Genomic DNA, 19,854 nt, shown 5'->3' on the forward strand with positions numbered 1-19,854 from the left:
AATGAGATATGTCTTTATTTAACTGAATGTGCATGGTGACAGGGATGTGAGTGTACTACAATGTGTCGATGTTTGACCATGTATTATAAGGCATCCATTATAGAAGAGATGAAGGGGAAACATCATGGACCCGATCGTTTATCTGGATCATGCGGCTACTTCATGGCCCAAACCTCCTGAGGTGTTTGAGGCCATGAGGAAGGCGATGGAAGACGCTGCAGCTAATCCGGGACGGGGCAGTCACCGGATGGCCGTGAAAGCTTCCCGTGTGCTATACGGGACTCGGAAGACACTTGCGAATATCTTCGGGGTGAAGAACCCTAATGATATCGCACTAACCTCGAATACAACCGAAGCGCTGAATTTAGCAATCAAAGGATATTTGCATGAAGGAGATCATGTGATTGCTACGATGATTGAACACAATTCGGTGCGAAGACCTTTGGAATATTTAAAACGCACACGAGGACTACAAGTGGATTATGTCCCCGTGGATGAGGAAGGTCATCTGGATTTACGACTAATTGAGGGTGCGTTTCGTTCTAATACCAGGTTGGTTGTATGCAGTCACAGTTCCAATTTGCTCGGCTCTATTGTTCCTCTATATGAACTGGGAGACATAGTGAAGAGGAAAGGTGCTGTACTGCTCGTAGATGCCGCTCAGAGTGCGGGCATGTTGGATATCAACGTGGAGGACATGCATATTGGTATGCTGGCTTTTCCGGGACATAAAGGGCTTCTTGGACCACAAGGAACGGGCGGGTTGTATATCTCACCAAATATTGATCTGGAACCCTTAATGCATGGAGGTACAGGAAGCCAATCGGAAGCGATTGAGCAGCCGACGGTGCGTCCGGATCGATATGAGGCAGGAACACCTAATACGGTGGGATATGCAGGGTTGCAAGCAGGAGTGGAGAAGGTGCTGGAATGGACGCCGCAGCATATCTACCGGCATGAATGGGAGTTAACGCAATATATGATGGAGGGTCTGCAAGAGGTAAGAGATCTTCGCTTACTCGGACCAGCTTTAGGAAAAGCGCGAACGGGCATTGTAGCGTTTGTGTCAGAAAGGTACAGTGCATCGGAGCTTTCGTTTCGACTGGACCGGGAGTATGGGATTGCCGTGCGTGCCGGTTATCATTGCACACCGCTTGCACATATGGCATCGGGAACGGAAAAGACCGGTGCAGTCAGAGCCAGTGTAGGTATTTCCACACGCCGTGATGAGATTGATCTGATGAGAAGAGCTATTGCAGAAATTCACAGTTAAACGATTAGATCAAGATGGAGAAGAGGAAGGAAGAAAGCATGTCTGAATTAAATGAATTGATCATGGAGCAGCTTCATTGGTTTGTCGTCGGAATGATCATGATCATCTTGATCTTATGGATAACGATAATGGTTCAAGGGGCAAAACTGCGAAAAATGAGGCGTCGATACGATGCGATGATGGCAGGCAGCGGGGTAGAGGATATTGAAAGCCTGTTGGTCCAGTTGAAAATTCAAATGGATGAAATTGAAGAGGGACATGCCAGTCACCAAAAAATGCTGGATACGATCAGCAGCAGCATAAAAGGGATGAAGTCCAAGGTGGGCATCGTCCGATACAATGCATTTGGTGAACGAGGGAACGAAATGAGCTTCTCCCTGGCTATTCTCAGTGAACAAGAGGAAGGGATTGTTCTGACCGGCCTGCATAACCGGGAGAGCTCCTATGTGTACGCTAAACCATTGAAGGATGGACAGTCTAAATACCCATTGTCTCCGGAGGAAAAAGAGGCCGTTACTCTTGCGCTGCAAGAAGGGTAGAGCGGTTCCACTCTTTGATACCGGCAAAAAGACAGGTTGCAATGATATCAGATAACCGCATGACCAAGCTCAAGCGTGTGTTCTGCAATACAAAGTACTCCATAAAGCCGCCGACATTGACGATACCCGTTACATGGATATCGCCGACCGGCGGTAATTCTTTATGTACACCGGCTCCAGGCTTGAGAGGTCCGTCGGATACCTGAATAGAGCCTACACTTGATGATTGACCCAGACAGGCATCAATTCCGATCACAAAGGGGTTATCATATTTTTCATGAATAGCAGTCAGGGTATCCTTAAGATTCATAGCGTGGACAGGCTCGTCCAGTGTTCCATACAGATGGAACAGGGGGCTGTTATAACGGGCAAGAGATGTGCCAACCAGAGGGCCCAGGCAATCACCCGTAGAGCGATCGGTACCGATGCAGACAATGACAAGCGGACGATGCTGAATACGAGCGTCAGAAAGATGGAAGAGCAGGCGATGTATAATAGCAGAATGGATGTTAGGGTCCGTATGTGGTATTTTTAAGCTTGAAGCCTCCGGGCGAGACGTGATTTTAGATAGACGGTTCATAGAATCTTCCTTTCGTCTGCATTTGGTAGTATCAGTATATGGATGAAAGACCGTTTTTATACTTTGGGATTTGCTTAAAATGTGATTTGGTGTTCATTTCAGACAGCTTCCTAGCTTAAAGAAAGAGGATGAGCCAGTCTTTACGGCTTTATACGGGTTTATATGAATAAGCTGAACTTTTTAACAGTTTATATAAAACTCTTATTATTAGGTCATGATGTTAAATAAGCATATTAATAGAAACGATAGGCATGATGGAGGAGGATGGAACAGTGGAGGGCGCGATGCTAATCGCATTTGATTCCACCCAGCAGGCGCTGCGTGCGGAGATGCTGCTGGAGTATGCGGATATCGAAATCGATCTCTTTCCTACACCGAAAGAGATTACGGCAGGCTGTGCATTATCGATTCAATTCCCGCCAGATGCGTTAAAAGATGTTCAAGAGATCATCCGACAGGAGCATGTGGAGATCCGGGGCATATTTGCACTTGATAACAACATGAGGTATATAGGCATCGAAGAATAAGGGGAGGACATCAGGCTTGAGGAGCTTGGTTATCTGACCGGGAGACAGGTAGTTTACAAAACGTTGGTGAGGGAGCAGTGGACTTGAAAAATCAAATCGTTGGATTTTTTACCGATGAAGCGATGTGGATGAATATACTGACATCGGGCATTCGGGTCATTATCATTTTTATTCTGACACGTCTTGTTATTCGGGTTGTGTATAAAATGATTGATCAATTCCTGTTGAAGCAGGAGAAGAGTCGGATTCAAGTTAATTCACGACGATTTGTTACAGTGGGAGAGCTGTTAAAAAATGTAACTTCCGTCGTATGTAATTTTGTTATGATTCTAATCATTCTCTCGGAGTTCAACTTTAAGTTAGGGCCATTGTTAGCCGGTGCCGGGGTCCTTGGCCTGGCCATAGGTTTTGGGGCACAAAGTTTGGTTAAGGACGTGATTACCGGGTTCTTCATTATATTTGAGGATCAGTTTGCTGTAGGCGATGTGATTAAGAGTGGTGAATACCGGGGAACAGTAGAGATGATTGGACTCCGCACATCGCGTGTAAGAGGATTGAACGGAGAAACATATATTATTCCGAACGGGATGATTACGAGTGTCACGAACTACTCGCTGTCCAATTCGCTTGCAATTGTGGATTTGCCGGTTAAGAATGATCAGCAGCTTAAAGATACGGTTACACTTATTCAAACGGCGCTTGAGGGTATCACGGAACGTCGCCCTGAGGTGCAGCGGACACCGGATGTGCTTGGAATTCAAACCTTGAACACATCGGAATATGTCGTTCGAATTGTAGCGGAATGTAATCCCAATGCAAGGGAAGCTGTGGAGCGTCAGATTTTCACCGATATCAAACAGGCGATCGAAGCACGGGAGATGGGACAAGAACGTGCTCAGGGTTGATCAATTTCGTTATCTAATGATATATAATAGATAAGATGAAAGAGATGAAACCAAGGGAGCGGAAACCATGGAACGCAAGGTATTTCAGTTAGGGGATATCGTTCAGATGAAGAAACCTCATCCTTGTGGGAATAATGAGATGGAGATTATTCGCATGGGGATGGACATTCGGATCAAGTGTACCAAGTGCCAGCATAGTGTGCTGATACCCAGAGGAAAGTTCGAGAAGAACCTGAAGAAGGTTTTACGTTCGGCACAGGATTCCGAAGGGGCAGGGGATACTCCGTAATATCTCCTCCCGAGGAGGTATCCCAAGCAGCTGTATGCGAAGCAAGGGATCTAGGGAATGGATATTTGGATTTGAACTTCAGCTTCGGTCACTGTGTCTAAGGTAGGTCAGAGAACAGACAAGCTGTTGACGAGACAACGTTTCCATGCTATAATCAATCTTGCTGTGGAAAGGTACCCAAGAGGCCCAAGGGGGCTGACTCGAAATCAGTTAGGCGTCGCAAGGCGTGCGTGGGTTCGAATCCCACCCTTTCCGCCACCAATCGTTAATACCCGCCATTACGCGGTTTACAATACGGTATGTGATGCGCAAGCTGTTCGAAATACATACGTTAAGGCGCTAGCTGATTACGAAGCGCCTAACTGATTCCGGAATACTCTCTACGTGATATCGCGTAGGGGGTATTTTTTCGTTATGGATAAAAGAACCGGTCGTAAAACGGTAGGCACGCGGCAACCGATCGTTAACGTAGCCTTGCCGTCTTATACGCTACAGGAAGCCGTTGATTTCGTCATTAAGATTAAGCGCGCCAACAACCTAAAGGGACGGACTATAAGCGGCTACATACAGAATATGAACTACTTTATCGAATGGGTTACGGAGAGGTACGGCGAAATCACTATTTGCGAGGTGACGGCCGATCTATTACGCGAGTATGTTTTATGGTGTGCGAAGGATAAGGAATACTACGCAGGCCATCCGTTTAAAGCGGAGTACGAGAAAGGGAAGCTCGGGTTATCGCCGGCATCAGTAAACGTCCGTATCCGCGTGTTAAAGACGTTCTTTGCGGTTCTGTACGGTGAGGAGGTTATCGATCGGAATCCGGCCATTAACGTCTCCCTAATGCGCCAAGATGTCGATACTGTTATGCCTCTAAGTGACGATGAGCTGCGGCGCTTTATGAAGGCGCCAGACCAACGGCAATGGGCGCAATGGAGAGATTACGTTATCATGACGTTGATCCTGGATACAGGCTTACGACTAGGCGAGATTTGCGCGTTAGAAAAGCCGGAGATTGATTTCGTTAAAAAGTCGATTACGCTGCCAGCATCGAAGAACAAGAACCGCAAATCGAGGACGTTACCTCTATCGACAGAGACAGCGCGCCTATTAAAGCAGCTTATTGCGGAAACGGAACGCAACTTCAACACTACATATGTATTTACTACTAATTACGGCGAGCAATTAAGCGAGAAGACGATACAGAAGTCATTTGATAATTACGCGGAGAGGGCGAAGCTAGGCCGGACAGTATCGCCGCATGTGCTACGTCATAACTTCGCGACAATGGCGGCCGAGAACGGTATGTCCATTTTCCACCTGCAGAAGCTAATGGGGCACGCAGACATCGCCACAACGCGTAAGTACGTCCAAATTAGCGAGGGCAGCTTGGCGGAAGAGCATAAGCGGTACAGTCCGTTAACGCGTCTGACAAGCCGTAAGGGAGGCCGTTGATATGACGAAGCCATCAGGCGGCATTGTCCGCGTTCAGAAGCGCGATAACGGCTATACGATTCTAGATCCGTATTTTCTTAGCGATGACCGCCTATCGTGGAAGGCGAAGGGGCTGCTCGCGTATCTCCTGTCTAAACCGTCTAACTGGCGAGTGTATATTGCGGACCTAGTCAAGCGGTCGAAGGACGGACGTGACGCCGTATACTCCGCGATAAAGGAGCTCGAGAACTGCGGTTATGTTGAGCGCCGACAGACGCGTGATGAAGCGAACCGAATAACCGGAATGGAAACGGTAATCTATGAGCGGCCGATTATCGATGATCCAGATCCGGACTTACCACATACGGATATTCCGGACGTGGAAAAACCGAAGACGGAGAAACCGACACAAGTAATTAATGATTTAAATATTACTGACTTTAAAAGAGAAATAGATAAGAGCGATAACGACGCCATTTTACAGGCGCTGGCTAAAGCATTGCGCAAGCTGCCGCTAAACGACACCGCAAGCCTGTACGACCACTATTTCGAGGATACTTACGCGATGCTGACGCGTAGATTTAGCGGTCAACTTGAGGCGGAGGTTATTGCGCTGGCTGCCGATCGGTACTTCACGAAGGCCGTTGATCTACGGACGGGATTGCCGAAGTCTAGCGTTTATTCTCCGGTGGGAGTATTTCACGATTGCTATGGGGAAGCTCTAGCGGAGTGGAGAGCGGCACAGTTTAAAATGAATAAAAGCGTGTAGACTTAAGTCTGATTACGACAGGTAGTTTATCTAATTCTTTTTGTGTTCATCTTTAAGAATATAGATGCCCAATCAAATGTAGAATGGTATAATATACAAGCAAGGTAAGCGGCCCGGTGGTGATATTCTGGACACTTATCAAATTATCATGATAGTATTTACTGCAATGACGTTTAGTTTGGCACTAGTGAAAGCTATCATTGAGTTGATAAAATTATCCCAAAAGAAAGAGTAGCCCACGCCTCCGCCAAGAGATGGACTACTCATTCAAGAGTTTTGATTGTAGTTTTTTATTACCCTTACCTTGCAAACACTTTTTGGTTATCGCAATAACGTTATAGCGATAATTTTATTATCGTCAGTTATATTTTACACCTGTCAAGGTAACGTTACAACAACAAATTATTGATTTTTATTGAAAAGCGCTTGACTTATGCGGATTATCGACCCGCGGTCCAAGCGTTTTTTCTATAATTTTAGAAAAAATCAAACACACATAAAAAGGGATTGTCAACATGAAAATTACGTATACGTAGATAAACGTTGACATAAAAATCGAGTGTGTTAAACTGGTTATCCAGCTAAAAAGGGGAGATGAACATCATGTCAGACAAAAATCTAAGAGAGACATTGTTGAAAATCAGTATTCGTACAGGGGGACCTATCGAAAAGAAGGAATACGTAAACGTTGATGTTCCTAAACCGAAATTTGAGGATACGCACGATAGAACAACGACTTGGTACCGAAAGGACTTACTTGCGGAGCTTAACGAAATAACTAAAGGTAAACGTGGATTGAAGACGCAGATTCTTAACGCTATTCTCGATGACTACTTGAGAGAGCGTCGCCGCAAGTTAGACGAATAGAGTGAATTACATAAAAGAAGACCGCGCCCACATTAACGGGGTAGCGGTCTTTTCTTCGTTTATATTCGCTTAAACATCGCAGTATCCCGCGAGTAATGCGTCCTGCAGCCGGTCTCAGCGTTACGAACACGCACGTAATCGGCCGTATACCGATCGATAAATCCTCGGTCAACTTCGGAGTAGACTCCGGCCGGATCTTCCTCCCAAATGGATATGAGCGCTTCGGATAGGGCGGCCGCGAAGAAATGGACGTCTTGGTAGAGTTGGCGTAATTCGCGTTCTGTACTCATGGCGATATCCCAAGGTAGCGCACTGTTATGTACCCAATAGCGGCAAAAACAATTAATGCTGCGATGGTTCCTCGTGGATTCTTCATTTTTCCCCATCCTCTATAATTTCTATTAATTCCCCAACGGAGCAGTCCAACGCACGACAAAGTTTCTCAAGAGTATCAAATTTAATGCCGTCAGTTTTCTCGTTATATAGCTTCGTTATACCATTTCTATGTAAGCCGGTCATATCCGCGAGTTCAGAAATCTTTATTCTCTTCTCTCCCATTATCCGCGACAAATGCACCTTAATCGCCATGTTCAGCCTCCATTCAATAAGAAAATTATAAATTAGAGTGTCAAAAATATCAATTAGGCTATTGACGATGCACATCGCAGTGTGTATACTAAAGGTAATCAAATAAACACTACAGTGTGCAAATAATATATTGGAGGTTTCAAAATGACTAATGCAGTTACGTTAGAAGTTTCTCAAGAATCGAACGCATCGTCCCTCGTTACCAGCCTGTACCCAGTAGGCTACCGCTATTCCCGCCGCATTGATCGTTTTATCCTCGTATGGAAGCCGCAGAACAAGCGCAAGCAAGAAATCGACGTTCCTATCCGTGTTCTCGCGTTGACATTGCCGGAGACATTCGCAAGCATCTGCGCAGGTTACACGGCCGGCTGCGTTGAGGTAACCGAAGCAGAGTTACGCGAACTAGGCTTTTACGTGGAGGTGACGCATAATGCAGGCAACGCTTAACAACGGACTATCACGTTCACACCGCGCAACATCCCGCCGGACAAGCCGCAGGACTCAACGGTACCTAATCCGCGGCCTAGCGTGGCTGATTGCTGCGATCATTCGGGAGGTACTCGCATGATTCTCGAACGCGTGCCGTTATTGCTCGTCTACACGCCGCACGAATCCGAGTTCGTTGACGCAACCATCGTACATACTGCGCCATTGACTGCTATGTATACCGTTGACGGTGCGTTGTGGATCGCCAGAATCGCGCCTCAACACGACCACTACGTCTGGACCGACGATGCGCCGCCGGTCATCATATCGCAAGATAAAGGGCCGGACGCTATACCAGAGATCCGCGCTAGGCTGCAGAGTGTGTCCGGACTGGACTTCCTTTGCCGCGACGTACTGGATACCGGCGTCGACGTTGAATTTTCGTTATGATTTCGTTCCCCGATGATGCCGGCCGCTCGAACGGCTGATAAGCGGAGGGGAGATCGGTAATGACCCGCCTAGGTAGAATGTTGAACGCAATTCCGGCCGTAGCTGCAGATGCGGCCGATCTTATCGTCTCCAAACGGTAAGGTTATCGGTCACGACTCCAATCGTGACCACCGGATACGGTGCGCTAACACCGATGATCCGAAGTCCGTAGCGCCAAATGCGGACGCTTTACTAATCGTCAGAACGGCGCCAAACGTTCAGGCGATCGATTTGCAACGCGGGTACGAGAGGCGCGAACCTCTCCCGGAAAGTATCCGCGTAATCACGGCGACAGGCTGGCCGTTGAGACATTTGCGGATGGAGGCGGCAACCTTCGTCCGCTTTTGTTTACCTATAATACGAATATAGGTTCTGTTGGTTCCATTTATTTTCATATTTTTTGCGCGTAAAATGTGCGAAACCAAATTTCCGTACGTCGAGGTATGTGAACGCGGAAAAACTTAACGGAGTTTGTGCGGATCGCGTTCGAGCGTTGTTGAAGACAATGTACACAGAATATTTCCGTAAAGTGTGCTGATCGCCCCCGGTCGGCAACAAAGTAGTGTAGACGGAATTATTTCGCGCAGAAGTGTACGGTACGGCTAATTGCGGTGTCATAACGTACGTAAACCGAGAAATTCAACGAGAAAGTGTGCGAAACAGGGTCGGCCGGGAACATATTTGGTAGGAAGCAAAATTTCACGCCAGGTTGTACGGTTTCCTATTGACGTCCGTCTATGTATATGAGGGCTGGAAAATTTCGCGAATCTTGTGCGAAGTCGGCTGCGGGCGGGAGCAATAACGGTAGAGGCGGAAAAATTTACGCCAGAATGTGCGAAACGATTCCGTAGCTTTCTATATTACGGTAAGGAGGCGATAAAATTTCGAAGCACATTGTGCGGATCTCAATTGAGCGTCGTTGATGTTAGCAGGAAGGAAAATTTACGCCGGATTGTGCGAACGCTGTGCGCCAGTGTAGATAATACAGTACAACCAAAAATTAAAACGAAAAGGGAGACGATGAAAAATGAAATTCAAAGTAACCGCAAATCAAAGCCTTAACAACTTCAATGAGGTGGCTCTTAAAGACATCTATAGTCAGTTTGATATATCGGTTGTAGAACTTTTGGAAGATGGGGAGGAAGCTGCGGTTTATTTCAACAATGACATGCTCAATAACAATCTAATCATCCGCGAAGAAACATTGTGGTCGGGGGATTTAAGAGTTGAGACAGTGATTAGCGTCAGACACTGTAACGAGTGGGATGCGGGGATTTGGTACTTTATTGGGGGGATCTTCTTGAACCGATCCAAGTTTATAGAATCATTCGGGACCTTTTCGAAATGTACAACGAACTTTCACTCTCTTCATTTTTAAAAACAGTAAGCTACCTATGTTCAACTTCTCAATTCGCGTCACAACAGATTCAAAGAGAGAATAAGGATCGGATGGTAAAAGGAATTAAGGACGAGATTGAACAGGTTAGACTTTGTTAATTGGACTAGAACAAGATGGGCGTCATCCTCGGCGCCCTAATTTACGCAAAGGAGGCGAGCTAAATGGACGTGATCGATCGACTATTCGACTTTTATATCATTCAGCACCGACGGTATCTGCTTCAATTCCCTGGCGGCTATTATAGGACAATCCCCGGAGGAATTAACCCGCTCCGACGCTACCATCTCGAATACCATCTCGAAGGGAAATCCGCGGTCGGCACGTTTGCCGGCCAATACTTCACGAAGTTGATAACGTTTGACGTCGACTTTGAAGACGCCGATTTCGCGAAGTGGGTAACGTACAAGCTTGCCGCAACACTGGACGCAGCCGGCATTTACACTTATCTAATTTCATTCAGCGGAAGCAAAGGATATCACCTCGATATCTGCCTGGCGGATGCGATCGCGGTTAAGAATGCGCGCAGATTCTTCGACTTTATTGTCACAGGCGCAGACTTAACCGAAGTCCAGGGCGGCCAGGTCGAGTATCGGCCGTCCGGAATGCAAGGCGTAAAGCTACCGCTCGGATATCATCAGAAAACGGGCGCTTATTGCGGATTCTGCACGGTTGAGGACGGGTTGCGCATCATGGGGCCGGAAGAATCGCACGCATACTTCCTTGCTGCCAAGAAGACGGAGGCCGCGTTAATTCTCGACACAATTGCGGGCGGTGACGGCGCATATAGTGAGCGTGAAGCAGCCGACATGGAGGAGGCGATCGGACGTCACAGGCCGCTCGAAACGTACGAACAATCGGAGAGCTACACATTGAGTCGCGCTGCCGAGCGATACAACGTCGGACTTACCAGACCAGGCCAGCGTCATAAATCGTTCCTACTTCTCGCGCGCCTCTTTAATCATAACGGAGTAGACAGGGCGGAAGCACGGGCGGCCATAACGGAATGGTTCGCGTGGCAGAATCCGGATTACTACGATTCAAGCCGAGAGTTTTGCGCGAAGGATCTCGCCGAGTGCGTTGATTACGTCTATGACCGGGATTTGACGTTGGCGGCGCAACAAAAGGATATAACGGTGACATTCACGGAGATAGACGACATCATGCGCAAGTGTCCGCAGAAGAACCAGAAGGCGCTGGCATACGCGATGCTAGTTCATTCAAAGAGGTGGGCGGACCCTGGCGGAACCTTTTACATGACGTACACGCAAATGGCGAGTGCTTCCGGTATGGATGAACGGACAGCGCGACGGCAAGTCGATAAGTTAGAGAAAGCGGAGGTTATCGAGATCGTTCGGCGCGACCAACGGAAAAGAGGGACATTTCTCAAGAAACCGAACGTTTACCGCATGCTTCTGGATTACGACGAGGATAGCGGCGTTTTCGAAGTTACCGAGGAGGCGGATTTTGTGGCGTGTCTGACACATTTCTACGATCGCGACCAATTACGGAAGACTTTGCCGCGAAAGCAGTTCGAATCATTAATCGGTGCCGTCAACACTGATAATACTGCTTAACCAATCATCCTAAAGGATAGAAATAACCATTTATAGGACAAAACGTACATCATTTTAAGGAGGCGATTGCCGTGATCCGTAAAGAGGAAGCGTTAAAAAAGATCCAAAATTTCATTATAGAGAACAAGGACGCACCTACAGTCTGGCGTTCGGAACTTGTACGAGGCTTGACGGAGGAACTAGAAAGTGAGGGATTCGTACCTGCGCTGTACTGGTTGTGGAAGATGAAGCATCCCGCATTACTCCGAAAGGGGGCAGCGCCTCAAACGATCGGCGAGATCTTGGCGGACTTCATACTTAATATAAGCGAGGTCGCGGAACGAAAGGCAGAATATCCGGTACTTGGTCCGGAAAGGGCACACCGGAATGAAAAACGGAGAGAGGCACGAGAACTCCTCATACGTTTTGAGCGCGATGACGATTCGGACAATCAACCGCCGGGAACCGTCTATGAAGATTCCTTTGTCGACGGTAATCCGGTTGAGGAGCAGCTATTCGATGAGCGATGCGATATGTCTGCGGAAGAGTTAATCGACCGACTCGAAACGATTAAGCGAAGCCCAGGCGAGTTCATCGGTAAGTATGCGGACGGCACCGAGTGGAATCGTGAGACGCACGATAAGCGTAGAACGGTCGAAAATGTGGCCGAGGCTATTGAGCGTACAGATATTAGGAGAGTAAAAGTATGCTTGGCATGCGGAAATGCGTTCTATTCACATAGTAAGCAACCAGGACGAGTCAAGGTCTGCGATACCATCATACACCTGAAATTCAAGCCCAAGACTCAGTGCCAAGTTACCCGCGACAGGGCACTTGCGCCCCTCCGCAAAAAGAGGAAAAAATCATCAGCGTAATCGAACCATTTTCCAATACTATATAGACGGGTAATCCGTCAGAGGCTTATTTTATTTGGGGTAAATGTAATTATTTTAATTGAAGGAGGGTTATGTAATGGACGGATTAAGCGTTATGGCGGTAAGGGTCAACGCAAATATGACCCAGGCCGCGTTTGCCGAGAAGCTACGTGTAAGCCCGGCTTTAATATCGCTTGTAGAGAGCGGACAAAGGTCGGTGACCAAGGAGTTACAGATTAAAATCGCGCTGGAATTTGGCGCTGGTCCTGACGTAATGCAGGCGATTGAACGCGCGAGAGAATCTAAGAGATTGGCGCTTTAATTGGCACCTTCCATTTTTTTTGGGGTTCACACCAAAATTCACTTATAATTCCCCACAATAATTATACAAAGAAATCAGGTAGAGGTCAAGACTTGGGGACCAAATATTATAAAGAATCCAAGCATGTCCTACAGTTCGGACCCTAAACCACTGGTGCACCACGCAGGCAAATTCCCGGCAAACTGCTGAAGCCGATGAATGGATGGTAAACATGACGGTTGAAATTACCCATGATGATCGATTTACGATTATTAAGTATGCGGAGGATAAGCGTCCGATAAAGATCGAGCCTTTCGTTATTAGGTCAGTGGAAGACGTTGATGCCCTACAACATATTATCGGATTCATCCAGAGCAAAGCTAACGCGCCGCATCATATTGCGCGGATGGATGAATCGAAATTATATGCGCTGATAGAAAGTTTATCTATGACGATCTGCGGAATGTACTCGCCTAAAGCGGAATGGGGTATTAGCAAGTTTGAGGTCCGCGCGATCGTACTATTCACGCTGCAGGCCGCGATTGCCACCGGAAAGTGGCCGGATTCATACAAAATGACCGATACCACGTTCGTTCAATATGGCGGTGGCCGCTATGAATAAGTTATGGCGCGCTGGTGACCGGCTTGTTGCTTACGTTGATGATCCCGCGGTAATCCGCAAGATAAATCGCAGTCATCCGTACTTCACCGAGACTAGCCAGTACTATGAGGGCGGAATATGCGTCGCAAAACAGTACAACGTGCCTGACTCGAAGAAACGGAATGCCAGACGGCTGCTCAGCGTGAACGTTGAAAGATAGGTGGTATGGTAAGCGCTGATATGATGCCGATACAGCCTCTAGAAGTTCGGAAGGTATAAACACCTTCGGGGCCTATTAATCATGCCGGAAATCAAGCGAAATCAGCGTAAAGCGTACCGAATATGCACGATTTTAGCGGAGGGGAGGCGAGGGATTGAATGACAAACAAGCCGACGCAAAGCATTACTGTCCTTATTTTCGAAGCGATTGCGGCTGTGTTTTGCTTCAAGCGATGAATAAGACGGATATTCGCTGTAAAGTGTGGCGCGGTGAAGAAAGTATCCGCTGCCGATACCTAGATACTCAAATCGCGAAAAGGGGATGAGCGCCGGCAATGAATGACGTAAAGGTAATCGCAATCGAACCGATCGAGTATCACCGCCGACGTGTTACCTTGCGGAGTGAGAAGACCGGTCATGAATACGTGATGGTTTTCGGAGAATCGATAAGTGAGCGGATTATTCGCAGAAACGCGCCGTTTCTGGTTAGAAGACAACACATTAAAAGGAGATGACAGAATGTTCAAAGAGAGTCTTACATGGAAAGGTTTAAATGCGGATGAGATGGCCGAAATACACGCAATGATTGAATCCACGAACTATAAGTCACCGGCCGCGCAACCGAAAGCAAAGCGCAGCAAAGGAACAGTTCGCAAGTTTAACGACCCAAAGCGCTACGGATTTGTCGAGGTGGACGGCACAGGCGAGCGCATATTCTTCCACATTAACGAGTCAGTCGATCCTGGCCTCACGTGGCTCTCATACGGAGAGAGAATTTCATTCGATATTGAAGAGGACGCAAAGGGCCGCAGTCAGGCCGTGAAAATCAAATTAATCGGGAGAACGAGTTAGTTATGAGCTAGGCGAGAAAGACGGGCGTCTTATCGCAGTCAAAATCGCTCTAGTTTAAATATAAAACAAATAAAAGGGGAAATGAAAAATGCAAACAATTTACATGAAAGAGACAGTAAACGGCTACGAAAAGGGACGACTCGTCGAGATGGAATATGTAGATGCCCTTCAAATTCAGGGCCAAGGCAAGGGAATTCTCGTAGAAGCAGGGCAGGACATCCAGCGTAGTATAGCCGAGAAAGTAGCTAAATACCGCGAGGACTATAGAGCCATGATTAATTCAGATGATCCGGTCTATAAAGTGGAAGGCGCAATTGATTACTACACAAAGCAAATGCAAGAAAAGCTGGAAAAGGAAGTTGCGGAACTTAACGAACAATGGAAATTAACCTATGCCGGCATGCGCAAAGCAGCGGACGAGGACGCAGCCAAACAGCGCCGTTATTTAACCGAGTCTGAGAAAGAATCAGCAAAACAACACGCCACTAAAGCCGCCCAAGCCCTGAAATACGGAAATGATCCGAGTGTACTCGAGGAATTGGTACGTCTGGCTCCACAAATGCCGAACGGACAGAAGCTCGCGCTATTAGACGAACTCGAGCGTATTGAGATCGCGGCCAACGGTAAACATGACGGGTTAATTAAGCGTCTGTACTCCGAGCTTAGCAGCGTTATCGAAGAGGATATGTTAGCCGTCAAAATAGTTGATCTCCTTGCGGACAGAAGCGTCGATTTCAGCTTCCGCACGCTTAAGATAACACACCCGACTTATAAACACTTGAAAATCAACACCCACAATAACCAAAGCGTTGGTACTCATGTATCTATGGGGGCGGTCTGATGAACATCAACTACAGGGCAGTAAGCAACTACTATAAAGGCGAGTCTAATCGCGTCCTAAATGTAACGGAAAAACATCTGAATTTTGAGGACGCGGAAGCATTCCACAAGTTTACCGAAGAGAATCCGGAAGCGTTGATCCGTCATTTTGACGTCAGAAATGGGAATATCTTCGCGCAAGTACAATTTACCGAATGGGAGGACATTTAATATGAACGGAACAATTACGATAACAAAGAGATTTCAAGAACGCTATGACTCGCACTCCTGGGGCGCATCTATCGAGTTTGATAACGGAGTAAAGCCGCTTTACCTCGGCAAGTACGGCGGAACCGGCTTCGAAAAGCACGTACCGCAGATTATCGAGGAAAATTTAGACGGCGCGCTCATCTTCTTGACCGATCGCAAGGAAACGGGCGTCAATCTTATCGTGAAGTTGCCGCAAGGCGTGGCGCTGTCTGACGCATACAAAACGCAAGTTAGTAACAAGTATCAAGCGGACGGCACGATCGCGACGATTACATTTGAATAACGAGGGGCCTTCGGGCCTCTCTTTTTAATTAAGGAGGAATCGACATGTACGAAACTGAAATTGACGCGCTCTCAGCGATGGAACCTGCCGCACGCCTAATCGCGCAGATAACGGAATGGCGGCGGCCAGGTGATTACCGGTTCAAGGCGGATTTTCCAGCGGAATATAAACAATGGACCAGTAGCGCTAACATACTGCGCAAGTCTAAGGACCGCGATTTCCGAGACTATGGTCAATACATGCGCCGGTTTAGTGATGTGATTACGGAATTGGACGAGCTGCCGAAAGATTCGCGCAAGTTTAGGCGGAAAATGGCGGAGTTCGGACGAGTCGTGGATCACGGTTTGAAGGTTCACGCCAGGATAAGCGAGAGGGTGGTGATTGCCGATGGCGTTTAATCTCGAAGGACGCATCCGAATAAAGGACGATGGCGCCACTCGAACGCTCGATAAGGTACGCAGGCAGACCGACCGAGCCAGAAGAGCGACCGATGAGCTTGCGCAGACAAGTAGAATGTTAGCGAGAGCGCAGGAGCTCACAGCATCCAATACGCGCGACCTTGCTAGCATGTTTGATCGCGCTAAGTCGGCCGCAGTCGGTACTGGAAGGGCGGTAAGATCGAGCGCCGGCATGATGAGCGGTGCTGCACGTTCAACGGCGGGCCTAACTCGGCAGGTGGCTGCGTTGACTTCCGGTTACCTTGCCGCCCGTGGAGCAAAATCACTATTTGATAAAACAATCAGCGCTGCAGCTCAGTATGAAATGCGCGAAGTAACGGTCAAGGCGATGTTCGGCAAGGAGAGCGAGAAGAACGCCAGGCAGTACCTCGATTTCGTACAAAGCCGCGCAGATATCTCCATGTTCACGATGGACGACTTCCTTGACGCAGGTAAATCATTTATTCCGACCACGAAAGATAATAAGCAGCTCGAGCGGATGATTAACCTGGCCGAACGCCTCGGCGCGATCGATCCTGAGCAAGGTCTGACCGGCGGTGCCTATGCATTGCGGGAATTCTTCTCGGGCGATGCTGTTTCGTTGGTCGAGCGGTTTGAACTCCCACGTGCTGTCGTAGCCGATTGGAAAAATCTCCCCCTAGAAGAGCAGCTCAACAACCTGGATAAATACTTCGATCGCATCGGAGCTACAAACGAACTCCTTAACGCTCAATCGCGGACATCACTCGGCCAGTATCGTAAATCGATCGGCCAGATTAACCGCGCATTCCGTGAGATGGGTACGGAGGGATTGCGCAAGATTAATCCGTTGCTCGAGGATTTTAACAAGTATCTGAGTGGTGAGAAGTTTAAAAGGCTCAAGGTATGGGCTACGGACGCGTTCAGCGGCTTGGTAAATGGCGCCGTCAACATGGTACGCAAGGCAACGGACTATATTAACCGTAATTTCATCGATAACCCGGAGTTTCAAAGTCTCGCACCGGAGATGAAGGTCCGCTATATCTTTAATAAACTGTCTGACGATTTCACCGCATGGTATAACGAGTCAGGTAGGGCTAAGGTTGAGGGGATAGCGAGGAGCCTAACAGATACGTTGGCAGGCGCCCTTAAGGCATCCCAGCCGTTAATTGATGCGGCGATTAAGCTAGGCACAGCGCTCGGCAGCGGTATCATCCAGGGCGTGCTGTCCGATCCGTTACTCGCAACGTTACTTGGCGGAGGAGCCGCGGCTAAACTGCTCGGCGGTGGCGGTAAGGGCGGCGGCAAAGGTGGCGGAGGTAAAGGCGGCAAAGTCGCAGCATTAGCGATTAATCCGTACGTAGTCGGCGGTGGCGCAGCGTTGGCCGCGATGGGCTATAGTTCGAGCGTATGGGAGAGTGTGAAGAGTAATCCGGACTCGATCTACAGCTCGAAGGTAATCGGCGGAGGTAGTAACGCGCGAGAAGTGGTGAACACGACGAAGATAACGGATGCGCAGGTTAACGCCCTGGTCGGTCACTTGAAGGGGCATTCGGGAGGTTTGCGAAATGTCCCGTACAACAATTACCAGGCGCGTCTGCATGCCGGCGAAACCGTCCTCTCCCGGGAGGAAGCGAAACGGTACCGTGGCGAAAGTGGCGCTAACTATGGCGCAGGCGGCGGATCGGGCAGCGTAGTCATTACCGGAAATACGTTCCACGTACGCGAGGAAGCGGATATCGAGCGAATTGCGAAAAGGCTGGCGTATGAGCTGGCGATGTAAGGAGGCGCAATAATATGACGATAGAGCTGATAGAGGGCGGAGGGTTTAGTCAGTTAAAACACGTCGTTAAAACGATCGGCCATAACAAGGATGTTGATATCGAATTTGCGACCGTTCTGGCGCCATTGCCGGGCATCCGAATAAAAATCGATAACATGCCGGTCGAATTGGACGCAGATGACGTTGTTGTCTGCGAGCATCTACGGGACCATATGCGCGAGGTAACGATCAATAGCGGCGAAATCGTAGAGTTGGCGGTATTGTCTCCGCTTAAGTCAGGCGACCGCGTTGCTGTAGCGATGTATGCGGAAAATCAAGGCTATCTCGTTTTAGACCGGATTTAATTACATGCGGAATCATTGGCGTTTAACACTGCGCTAGTGGTTCCGCTTTTTTTGCGTGTAACCTTTATGCATAACTTACGAAAAGTAAGCAATAAGGAGGAAAAGCTATGTCTGGCGGAGAGATTTCGAGAGAATTGCGAATATGAACGGGTGCAAAAGTTTACATATAGTCGGATTTTCGCTAATTTAACGAGATTGCGGACAATGGCGGAATACGGCCGAAATTGAGCGGATTCACATAATGACGATACTGACTATGGGCGACTATTGGCGCGATATTTGTGCGATTTATCCTTTGTGAATTAATGTGAATTTAGCGATTTTATCCGCCGCATGCCTGGGACGGACGTGCCCTCGAAAATTTCAGGGGGTCAAACCGCATATTTATACGCTAAATCGATGTATAAACGGTTTGAATACGATGCATAATCGGACGCAATCGGACTAATGGCGTAACCATGCGGGTTACAGCGTTAGCCGACACCGTTATGATTATCAATCAGCTAGGTATCGCGATGAATAACGCATGCATAACGTTCGATCCCGCGAAAGGGGGGGCGGGTAGGCAGCGAACGAGGTCGAAATCAGGTGACCACACCGTCCGCGCAATAAAAATAACTCAGGGACCCAATATATGGTAAAACATAACGGAGTCCGATTCGCTAAAAATTTCCGCCAAGTTTTTTAAACTCGGGATATCCGCGCTTGTCTCCGGAAAGAATACACTATATAATAGTAGAAACTAATCTGATAAGCGTAGATGAGACCGAATCAATCCGTTATGTGACCGTAAGCTGAACGTTGATACAACGCCAGTTATAACGGAAACGATAACGAAAATGTGACTCGAAATCAGTTAGGCGTCGCAAGGCGTGCGTGGGTTCGAATCCCACCCTTTCCGCCACCATCGTTTATAAGTTCCGCTGTTATGGATGTAAACGATACGGTTACATAAGTTAGGTGTAAGCTGTATATGCACCTTTGAATAAGACACTCTCTTGCAAGGTTATCCTGCAGAGAGTGTTTTTCGATTTGCTAAGGAATTTATCCAATCCACTTGCTGAAGCGAAAAAAAGAAGGACCCGATTGGGCCCTTCCTTCTGGGTAGGCGGTGCTTGTGAATTGGAATCATTTTATCAGCACTTATGCGAACCTTGTCAATAGCTTCACTTGTCCAAGAGGTCAAGCATTCGGCTCATTTCCTTAGCTTGCAATCCGTGTGAATATCAGAAACCTCATGCGTCGTTCAGCTGCAACGTTCAACGGAACCACACCTCTCTCATGCACCGCCTGATTATAATGTGCGCCTGAAGCATGATTTGTATGCATGGTTACGTTGATGGAAATATATGCCTCGCTGTTCAATGAGGGATTCACGTGGATGGATATGTGGATCCATAAAGCCCAATTTATGGCGGAACCTGTATCACGCGAATGCCATCTGCAGGTACAA

At 47.9% G+C, this 19,854-nt stretch carries 26 protein-coding genes and 1 tRNA gene; 24 read left to right on the forward strand and 3 right to left on the reverse strand.

All coding sequences use genetic code 11. The annotated features are described in order from the left end of the window. Positions 1-124 precede the first annotated feature (124 nt). Both PGL02S_RS06170 and PGL02S_RS06175 read left to right on the forward strand, forming a co-directional pair. On the forward strand, positions 125-1,273 hold the full coding sequence (locus PGL02S_RS06170; RefSeq protein ID WP_036640552.1) for an aminotransferase class V-fold PLP-dependent enzyme: 1,149 nt from the start codon (positions 125-127) through the stop codon (positions 1,271-1,273). A 38-nt stretch (positions 1,274-1,311) separates the two neighbouring features. Beyond that, entirely contained in the window at positions 1,312-1,812 is a 501-nt protein-coding gene (locus tag PGL02S_RS06175; RefSeq protein WP_006207368.1) for a DUF4446 family protein, read from the forward strand. Here PGL02S_RS06175 and yyaC read toward each other — a convergent pair. Continuing rightward, complete coding sequence (yyaC, locus tag PGL02S_RS06180) at positions 1,787-2,392, reverse strand: spore protease YyaC (RefSeq protein WP_036640550.1); 606 nt, start codon at positions 2,390-2,392, stop codon at positions 1,787-1,789. The genes PGL02S_RS06175 and yyaC overlap by 26 nt on opposite strands. A gap of 272 nt (positions 2,393-2,664) precedes the next feature. Between yyaC and PGL02S_RS06185 the strand changes: the two genes are divergently transcribed. The 7 genes from PGL02S_RS06185 (at position 2,665) to PGL02S_RS06215 (ending at position 7,183) form a co-directional block, all read left to right on the forward strand. Continuing rightward, the gene (locus tag PGL02S_RS06185) at positions 2,665-2,919 is read left to right on the forward strand and encodes a DUF3343 domain-containing protein (RefSeq protein ID WP_036640546.1); all 255 of its coding nucleotides are present in this window, start codon (positions 2,665-2,667) and stop codon (positions 2,917-2,919) included. 77 nt (positions 2,920-2,996) lie between these two features. Beyond that, entirely contained in the window at positions 2,997-3,824 is an 828-nt protein-coding gene (locus PGL02S_RS06190) for a mechanosensitive ion channel family protein (protein WP_306766004.1), read from the forward strand. 67 nt (positions 3,825-3,891) lie between these two features. Continuing rightward, positions 3,892-4,113 (forward strand): DUF951 domain-containing protein, encoded by a 222-nt coding sequence (locus PGL02S_RS06195; protein WP_006207362.1) that lies wholly within the window; start codon positions 3,892-3,894, stop codon positions 4,111-4,113. A gap of 167 nt (positions 4,114-4,280) precedes the next feature. Beyond that, positions 4,281-4,371, forward strand: a tRNA-Ser gene (locus PGL02S_RS06200). A 156-nt stretch (positions 4,372-4,527) separates the two neighbouring features. Continuing rightward, positions 4,528-5,568 carry a tyrosine-type recombinase/integrase gene (locus tag PGL02S_RS06205; protein ID WP_036640545.1) on the forward strand — a complete coding sequence of 347 codons (1,041 nt, stop codon included), beginning with the start codon at positions 4,528-4,530 and terminating at the stop codon, positions 5,566-5,568. Position 5,569: 1 nt separating this feature from the next. Beyond that, on the forward strand, positions 5,570-6,316 hold the full coding sequence (locus tag PGL02S_RS06210) for a helix-turn-helix domain-containing protein (protein WP_036640543.1): 747 nt from the start codon (positions 5,570-5,572) through the stop codon (positions 6,314-6,316). Between the two features lie 603 nt (positions 6,317-6,919). Next, the gene (locus tag PGL02S_RS06215; RefSeq protein ID WP_036640541.1) at positions 6,920-7,183 is read left to right on the forward strand and encodes a hypothetical protein; all 264 of its coding nucleotides are present in this window, start codon (positions 6,920-6,922) and stop codon (positions 7,181-7,183) included. Between the two features lie 59 nt (positions 7,184-7,242). Here PGL02S_RS06215 and PGL02S_RS06220 read toward each other — a convergent pair whose 3' ends face one another. Further along, positions 7,243-7,473, reverse strand: coding sequence for a hypothetical protein (locus PGL02S_RS06220; RefSeq protein ID WP_081742779.1), 231 nt, complete (start codon positions 7,471-7,473; stop codon positions 7,243-7,245). A gap of 82 nt (positions 7,474-7,555) precedes the next feature. Further along, entirely contained in the window at positions 7,556-7,771 is a 216-nt protein-coding gene (locus tag PGL02S_RS06225) for a helix-turn-helix domain-containing protein (protein WP_036640539.1), read from the reverse strand. A 144-nt stretch (positions 7,772-7,915) separates the two neighbouring features. Here PGL02S_RS06225 and PGL02S_RS06230 point away from each other — a divergent pair, with 144 nt between their 5' ends. The 15 genes from PGL02S_RS06230 (at position 7,916) to PGL02S_RS06300 (ending at position 18,401) form a co-directional block, all read left to right on the forward strand. Further along, positions 7,916-8,218 carry a hypothetical protein gene (locus PGL02S_RS06230; protein ID WP_036640538.1) on the forward strand — a complete coding sequence of 101 codons (303 nt, stop codon included), beginning with the start codon at positions 7,916-7,918 and terminating at the stop codon, positions 8,216-8,218. Positions 8,219-8,335: 117 nt separating this feature from the next. Further along, a complete protein-coding gene (locus tag PGL02S_RS06235) occupies positions 8,336-8,647 on the forward strand; it encodes a hypothetical protein (protein WP_036640532.1) in 312 nt (103 codons plus the stop codon). 1,066 nt (positions 8,648-9,713) lie between these two features. Further along, positions 9,714-10,064, forward strand: coding sequence for a hypothetical protein (locus PGL02S_RS06240; protein WP_036640529.1), 351 nt, complete (start codon positions 9,714-9,716; stop codon positions 10,062-10,064). Positions 10,065-10,246: 182 nt separating this feature from the next. Further along, on the forward strand, positions 10,247-11,659 hold the full coding sequence (locus tag PGL02S_RS06245; protein ID WP_036640527.1) for a bifunctional DNA primase/polymerase: 1,413 nt from the start codon (positions 10,247-10,249) through the stop codon (positions 11,657-11,659). Between the two features lie 167 nt (positions 11,660-11,826). Then, on the forward strand, positions 11,827-12,513 hold the full coding sequence (locus PGL02S_RS06250) for a hypothetical protein (protein ID WP_164762860.1): 687 nt from the start codon (positions 11,827-11,829) through the stop codon (positions 12,511-12,513). 97 nt (positions 12,514-12,610) lie between these two features. Next, positions 12,611-12,835, forward strand: coding sequence for a helix-turn-helix domain-containing protein (locus tag PGL02S_RS06255; protein WP_036640523.1), 225 nt, complete (start codon positions 12,611-12,613; stop codon positions 12,833-12,835). A gap of 211 nt (positions 12,836-13,046) precedes the next feature. Continuing rightward, positions 13,047-13,436 carry a hypothetical protein gene (locus PGL02S_RS06260; protein WP_036640522.1) on the forward strand — a complete coding sequence of 130 codons (390 nt, stop codon included), beginning with the start codon at positions 13,047-13,049 and terminating at the stop codon, positions 13,434-13,436. Further along, positions 13,429-13,635: a hypothetical protein gene (locus tag PGL02S_RS06265; RefSeq protein WP_036640521.1), complete on the forward strand. Its 207-nt coding sequence runs from the start codon at positions 13,429-13,431 to the stop codon at positions 13,633-13,635. Before PGL02S_RS06260 ends, PGL02S_RS06265 begins: the two co-directional genes overlap by 8 nt. A 518-nt stretch (positions 13,636-14,153) precedes the next feature. Next, complete coding sequence (locus PGL02S_RS06270; RefSeq protein WP_051449209.1) at positions 14,154-14,486, forward strand: cold-shock protein; 333 nt, start codon at positions 14,154-14,156, stop codon at positions 14,484-14,486. Between the two features lie 103 nt (positions 14,487-14,589). Next, the gene (locus tag PGL02S_RS06275; protein WP_167666158.1) at positions 14,590-15,327 is read left to right on the forward strand and encodes a hypothetical protein; all 738 of its coding nucleotides are present in this window, start codon (positions 14,590-14,592) and stop codon (positions 15,325-15,327) included. Further along, complete coding sequence (locus PGL02S_RS06280) at positions 15,327-15,536, forward strand: hypothetical protein (protein ID WP_036640518.1); 210 nt, start codon at positions 15,327-15,329, stop codon at positions 15,534-15,536. Before PGL02S_RS06275 ends, PGL02S_RS06280 begins: the two co-directional genes overlap by 1 nt. A gap of 1 nt (position 15,537) precedes the next feature. Then, the gene (locus PGL02S_RS06285) at positions 15,538-15,858 is read left to right on the forward strand and encodes a hypothetical protein (RefSeq protein WP_036640517.1); all 321 of its coding nucleotides are present in this window, start codon (positions 15,538-15,540) and stop codon (positions 15,856-15,858) included. 44 nt (positions 15,859-15,902) lie between these two features. Beyond that, the gene (locus PGL02S_RS06290) at positions 15,903-16,256 is read left to right on the forward strand and encodes a hypothetical protein (RefSeq protein WP_063455970.1); all 354 of its coding nucleotides are present in this window, start codon (positions 15,903-15,905) and stop codon (positions 16,254-16,256) included. A gap of 538 nt (positions 16,257-16,794) precedes the next feature. Continuing rightward, complete coding sequence (locus tag PGL02S_RS06295) at positions 16,795-18,057, forward strand: hypothetical protein (RefSeq protein WP_127502848.1); 1,263 nt, start codon at positions 16,795-16,797, stop codon at positions 18,055-18,057. Positions 18,058-18,071: 14 nt separating this feature from the next. After that, a complete protein-coding gene (locus tag PGL02S_RS06300) occupies positions 18,072-18,401 on the forward strand; it encodes a DUF2577 family protein (protein ID WP_036640511.1) in 330 nt (109 codons plus the stop codon). Positions 18,402-19,854 lie beyond the last annotated feature (1,453 nt).

It is taken from the genome of Paenibacillus glucanolyticus NBRC 15330, assembly GCF_004000885.1.
GTDB lineage: Bacteria > Bacillota > Bacilli > Paenibacillales > Paenibacillaceae > Paenibacillus_AQ > Paenibacillus_AQ glucanolyticus.

Excerpts from the sequence above, each read along its gene's own strand:
- PGL02S_RS06170 (WP_036640552.1), top strand. The coding sequence starts at position 125 with ATGGACCCGATCGTTTATCTGGATCATGCGGCTACTTCATGGCCCAAA.
- PGL02S_RS06175 (WP_006207368.1), top strand. The coding sequence starts at position 1,312 with ATGTCTGAATTAAATGAATTGATCATGGAGCAGCTTCATTGGTTTGTC.
- yyaC (WP_036640550.1), bottom strand. The coding sequence starts at position 2,392 with ATGAACCGTCTATCTAAAATCACGTCTCGCCCGGAGGCTTCAAGCTTA.
- PGL02S_RS06195 (WP_006207362.1), top strand. The coding sequence starts at position 3,892 with ATGGAACGCAAGGTATTTCAGTTAGGGGATATCGTTCAGATGAAGAAA.
- PGL02S_RS06205 (WP_036640545.1), top strand. The coding sequence starts at position 4,528 with ATGGATAAAAGAACCGGTCGTAAAACGGTAGGCACGCGGCAACCGATC.
- PGL02S_RS06210 (WP_036640543.1), top strand. The coding sequence starts at position 5,570 with ATGACGAAGCCATCAGGCGGCATTGTCCGCGTTCAGAAGCGCGATAAC.
- PGL02S_RS06215 (WP_036640541.1), top strand. The coding sequence starts at position 6,920 with ATGTCAGACAAAAATCTAAGAGAGACATTGTTGAAAATCAGTATTCGT.
- PGL02S_RS06220 (WP_081742779.1), bottom strand. The coding sequence starts at position 7,473 with ATGAGTACAGAACGCGAATTACGCCAACTCTACCAAGACGTCCATTTC.
- PGL02S_RS06225 (WP_036640539.1), bottom strand. The coding sequence starts at position 7,771 with ATGGCGATTAAGGTGCATTTGTCGCGGATAATGGGAGAGAAGAGAATA.
- PGL02S_RS06230 (WP_036640538.1), top strand. The coding sequence starts at position 7,916 with ATGACTAATGCAGTTACGTTAGAAGTTTCTCAAGAATCGAACGCATCG.
- PGL02S_RS06235 (WP_036640532.1), top strand. The coding sequence starts at position 8,336 with ATGATTCTCGAACGCGTGCCGTTATTGCTCGTCTACACGCCGCACGAA.
- PGL02S_RS06240 (WP_036640529.1), top strand. The coding sequence starts at position 9,714 with ATGAAATTCAAAGTAACCGCAAATCAAAGCCTTAACAACTTCAATGAG.
- PGL02S_RS06245 (WP_036640527.1), top strand. The coding sequence starts at position 10,247 with ATGGACGTGATCGATCGACTATTCGACTTTTATATCATTCAGCACCGA.
- PGL02S_RS06255 (WP_036640523.1), top strand. The coding sequence starts at position 12,611 with ATGGACGGATTAAGCGTTATGGCGGTAAGGGTCAACGCAAATATGACC.
- PGL02S_RS06260 (WP_036640522.1), top strand. The coding sequence starts at position 13,047 with ATGACGGTTGAAATTACCCATGATGATCGATTTACGATTATTAAGTAT.
- PGL02S_RS06265 (WP_036640521.1), top strand. The coding sequence starts at position 13,429 with ATGAATAAGTTATGGCGCGCTGGTGACCGGCTTGTTGCTTACGTTGAT.
- PGL02S_RS06270 (WP_051449209.1), top strand. The coding sequence starts at position 14,154 with ATGTTCAAAGAGAGTCTTACATGGAAAGGTTTAAATGCGGATGAGATG.
- PGL02S_RS06275 (WP_167666158.1), top strand. The coding sequence starts at position 14,590 with ATGAAAGAGACAGTAAACGGCTACGAAAAGGGACGACTCGTCGAGATG.
- PGL02S_RS06280 (WP_036640518.1), top strand. The coding sequence starts at position 15,327 with ATGAACATCAACTACAGGGCAGTAAGCAACTACTATAAAGGCGAGTCT.
- PGL02S_RS06285 (WP_036640517.1), top strand. The coding sequence starts at position 15,538 with ATGAACGGAACAATTACGATAACAAAGAGATTTCAAGAACGCTATGAC.
- PGL02S_RS06290 (WP_063455970.1), top strand. The coding sequence starts at position 15,903 with ATGTACGAAACTGAAATTGACGCGCTCTCAGCGATGGAACCTGCCGCA.
- PGL02S_RS06295 (WP_127502848.1), top strand. The coding sequence starts at position 16,795 with ATGATTAACCTGGCCGAACGCCTCGGCGCGATCGATCCTGAGCAAGGT.
- PGL02S_RS06300 (WP_036640511.1), top strand. The coding sequence starts at position 18,072 with ATGACGATAGAGCTGATAGAGGGCGGAGGGTTTAGTCAGTTAAAACAC.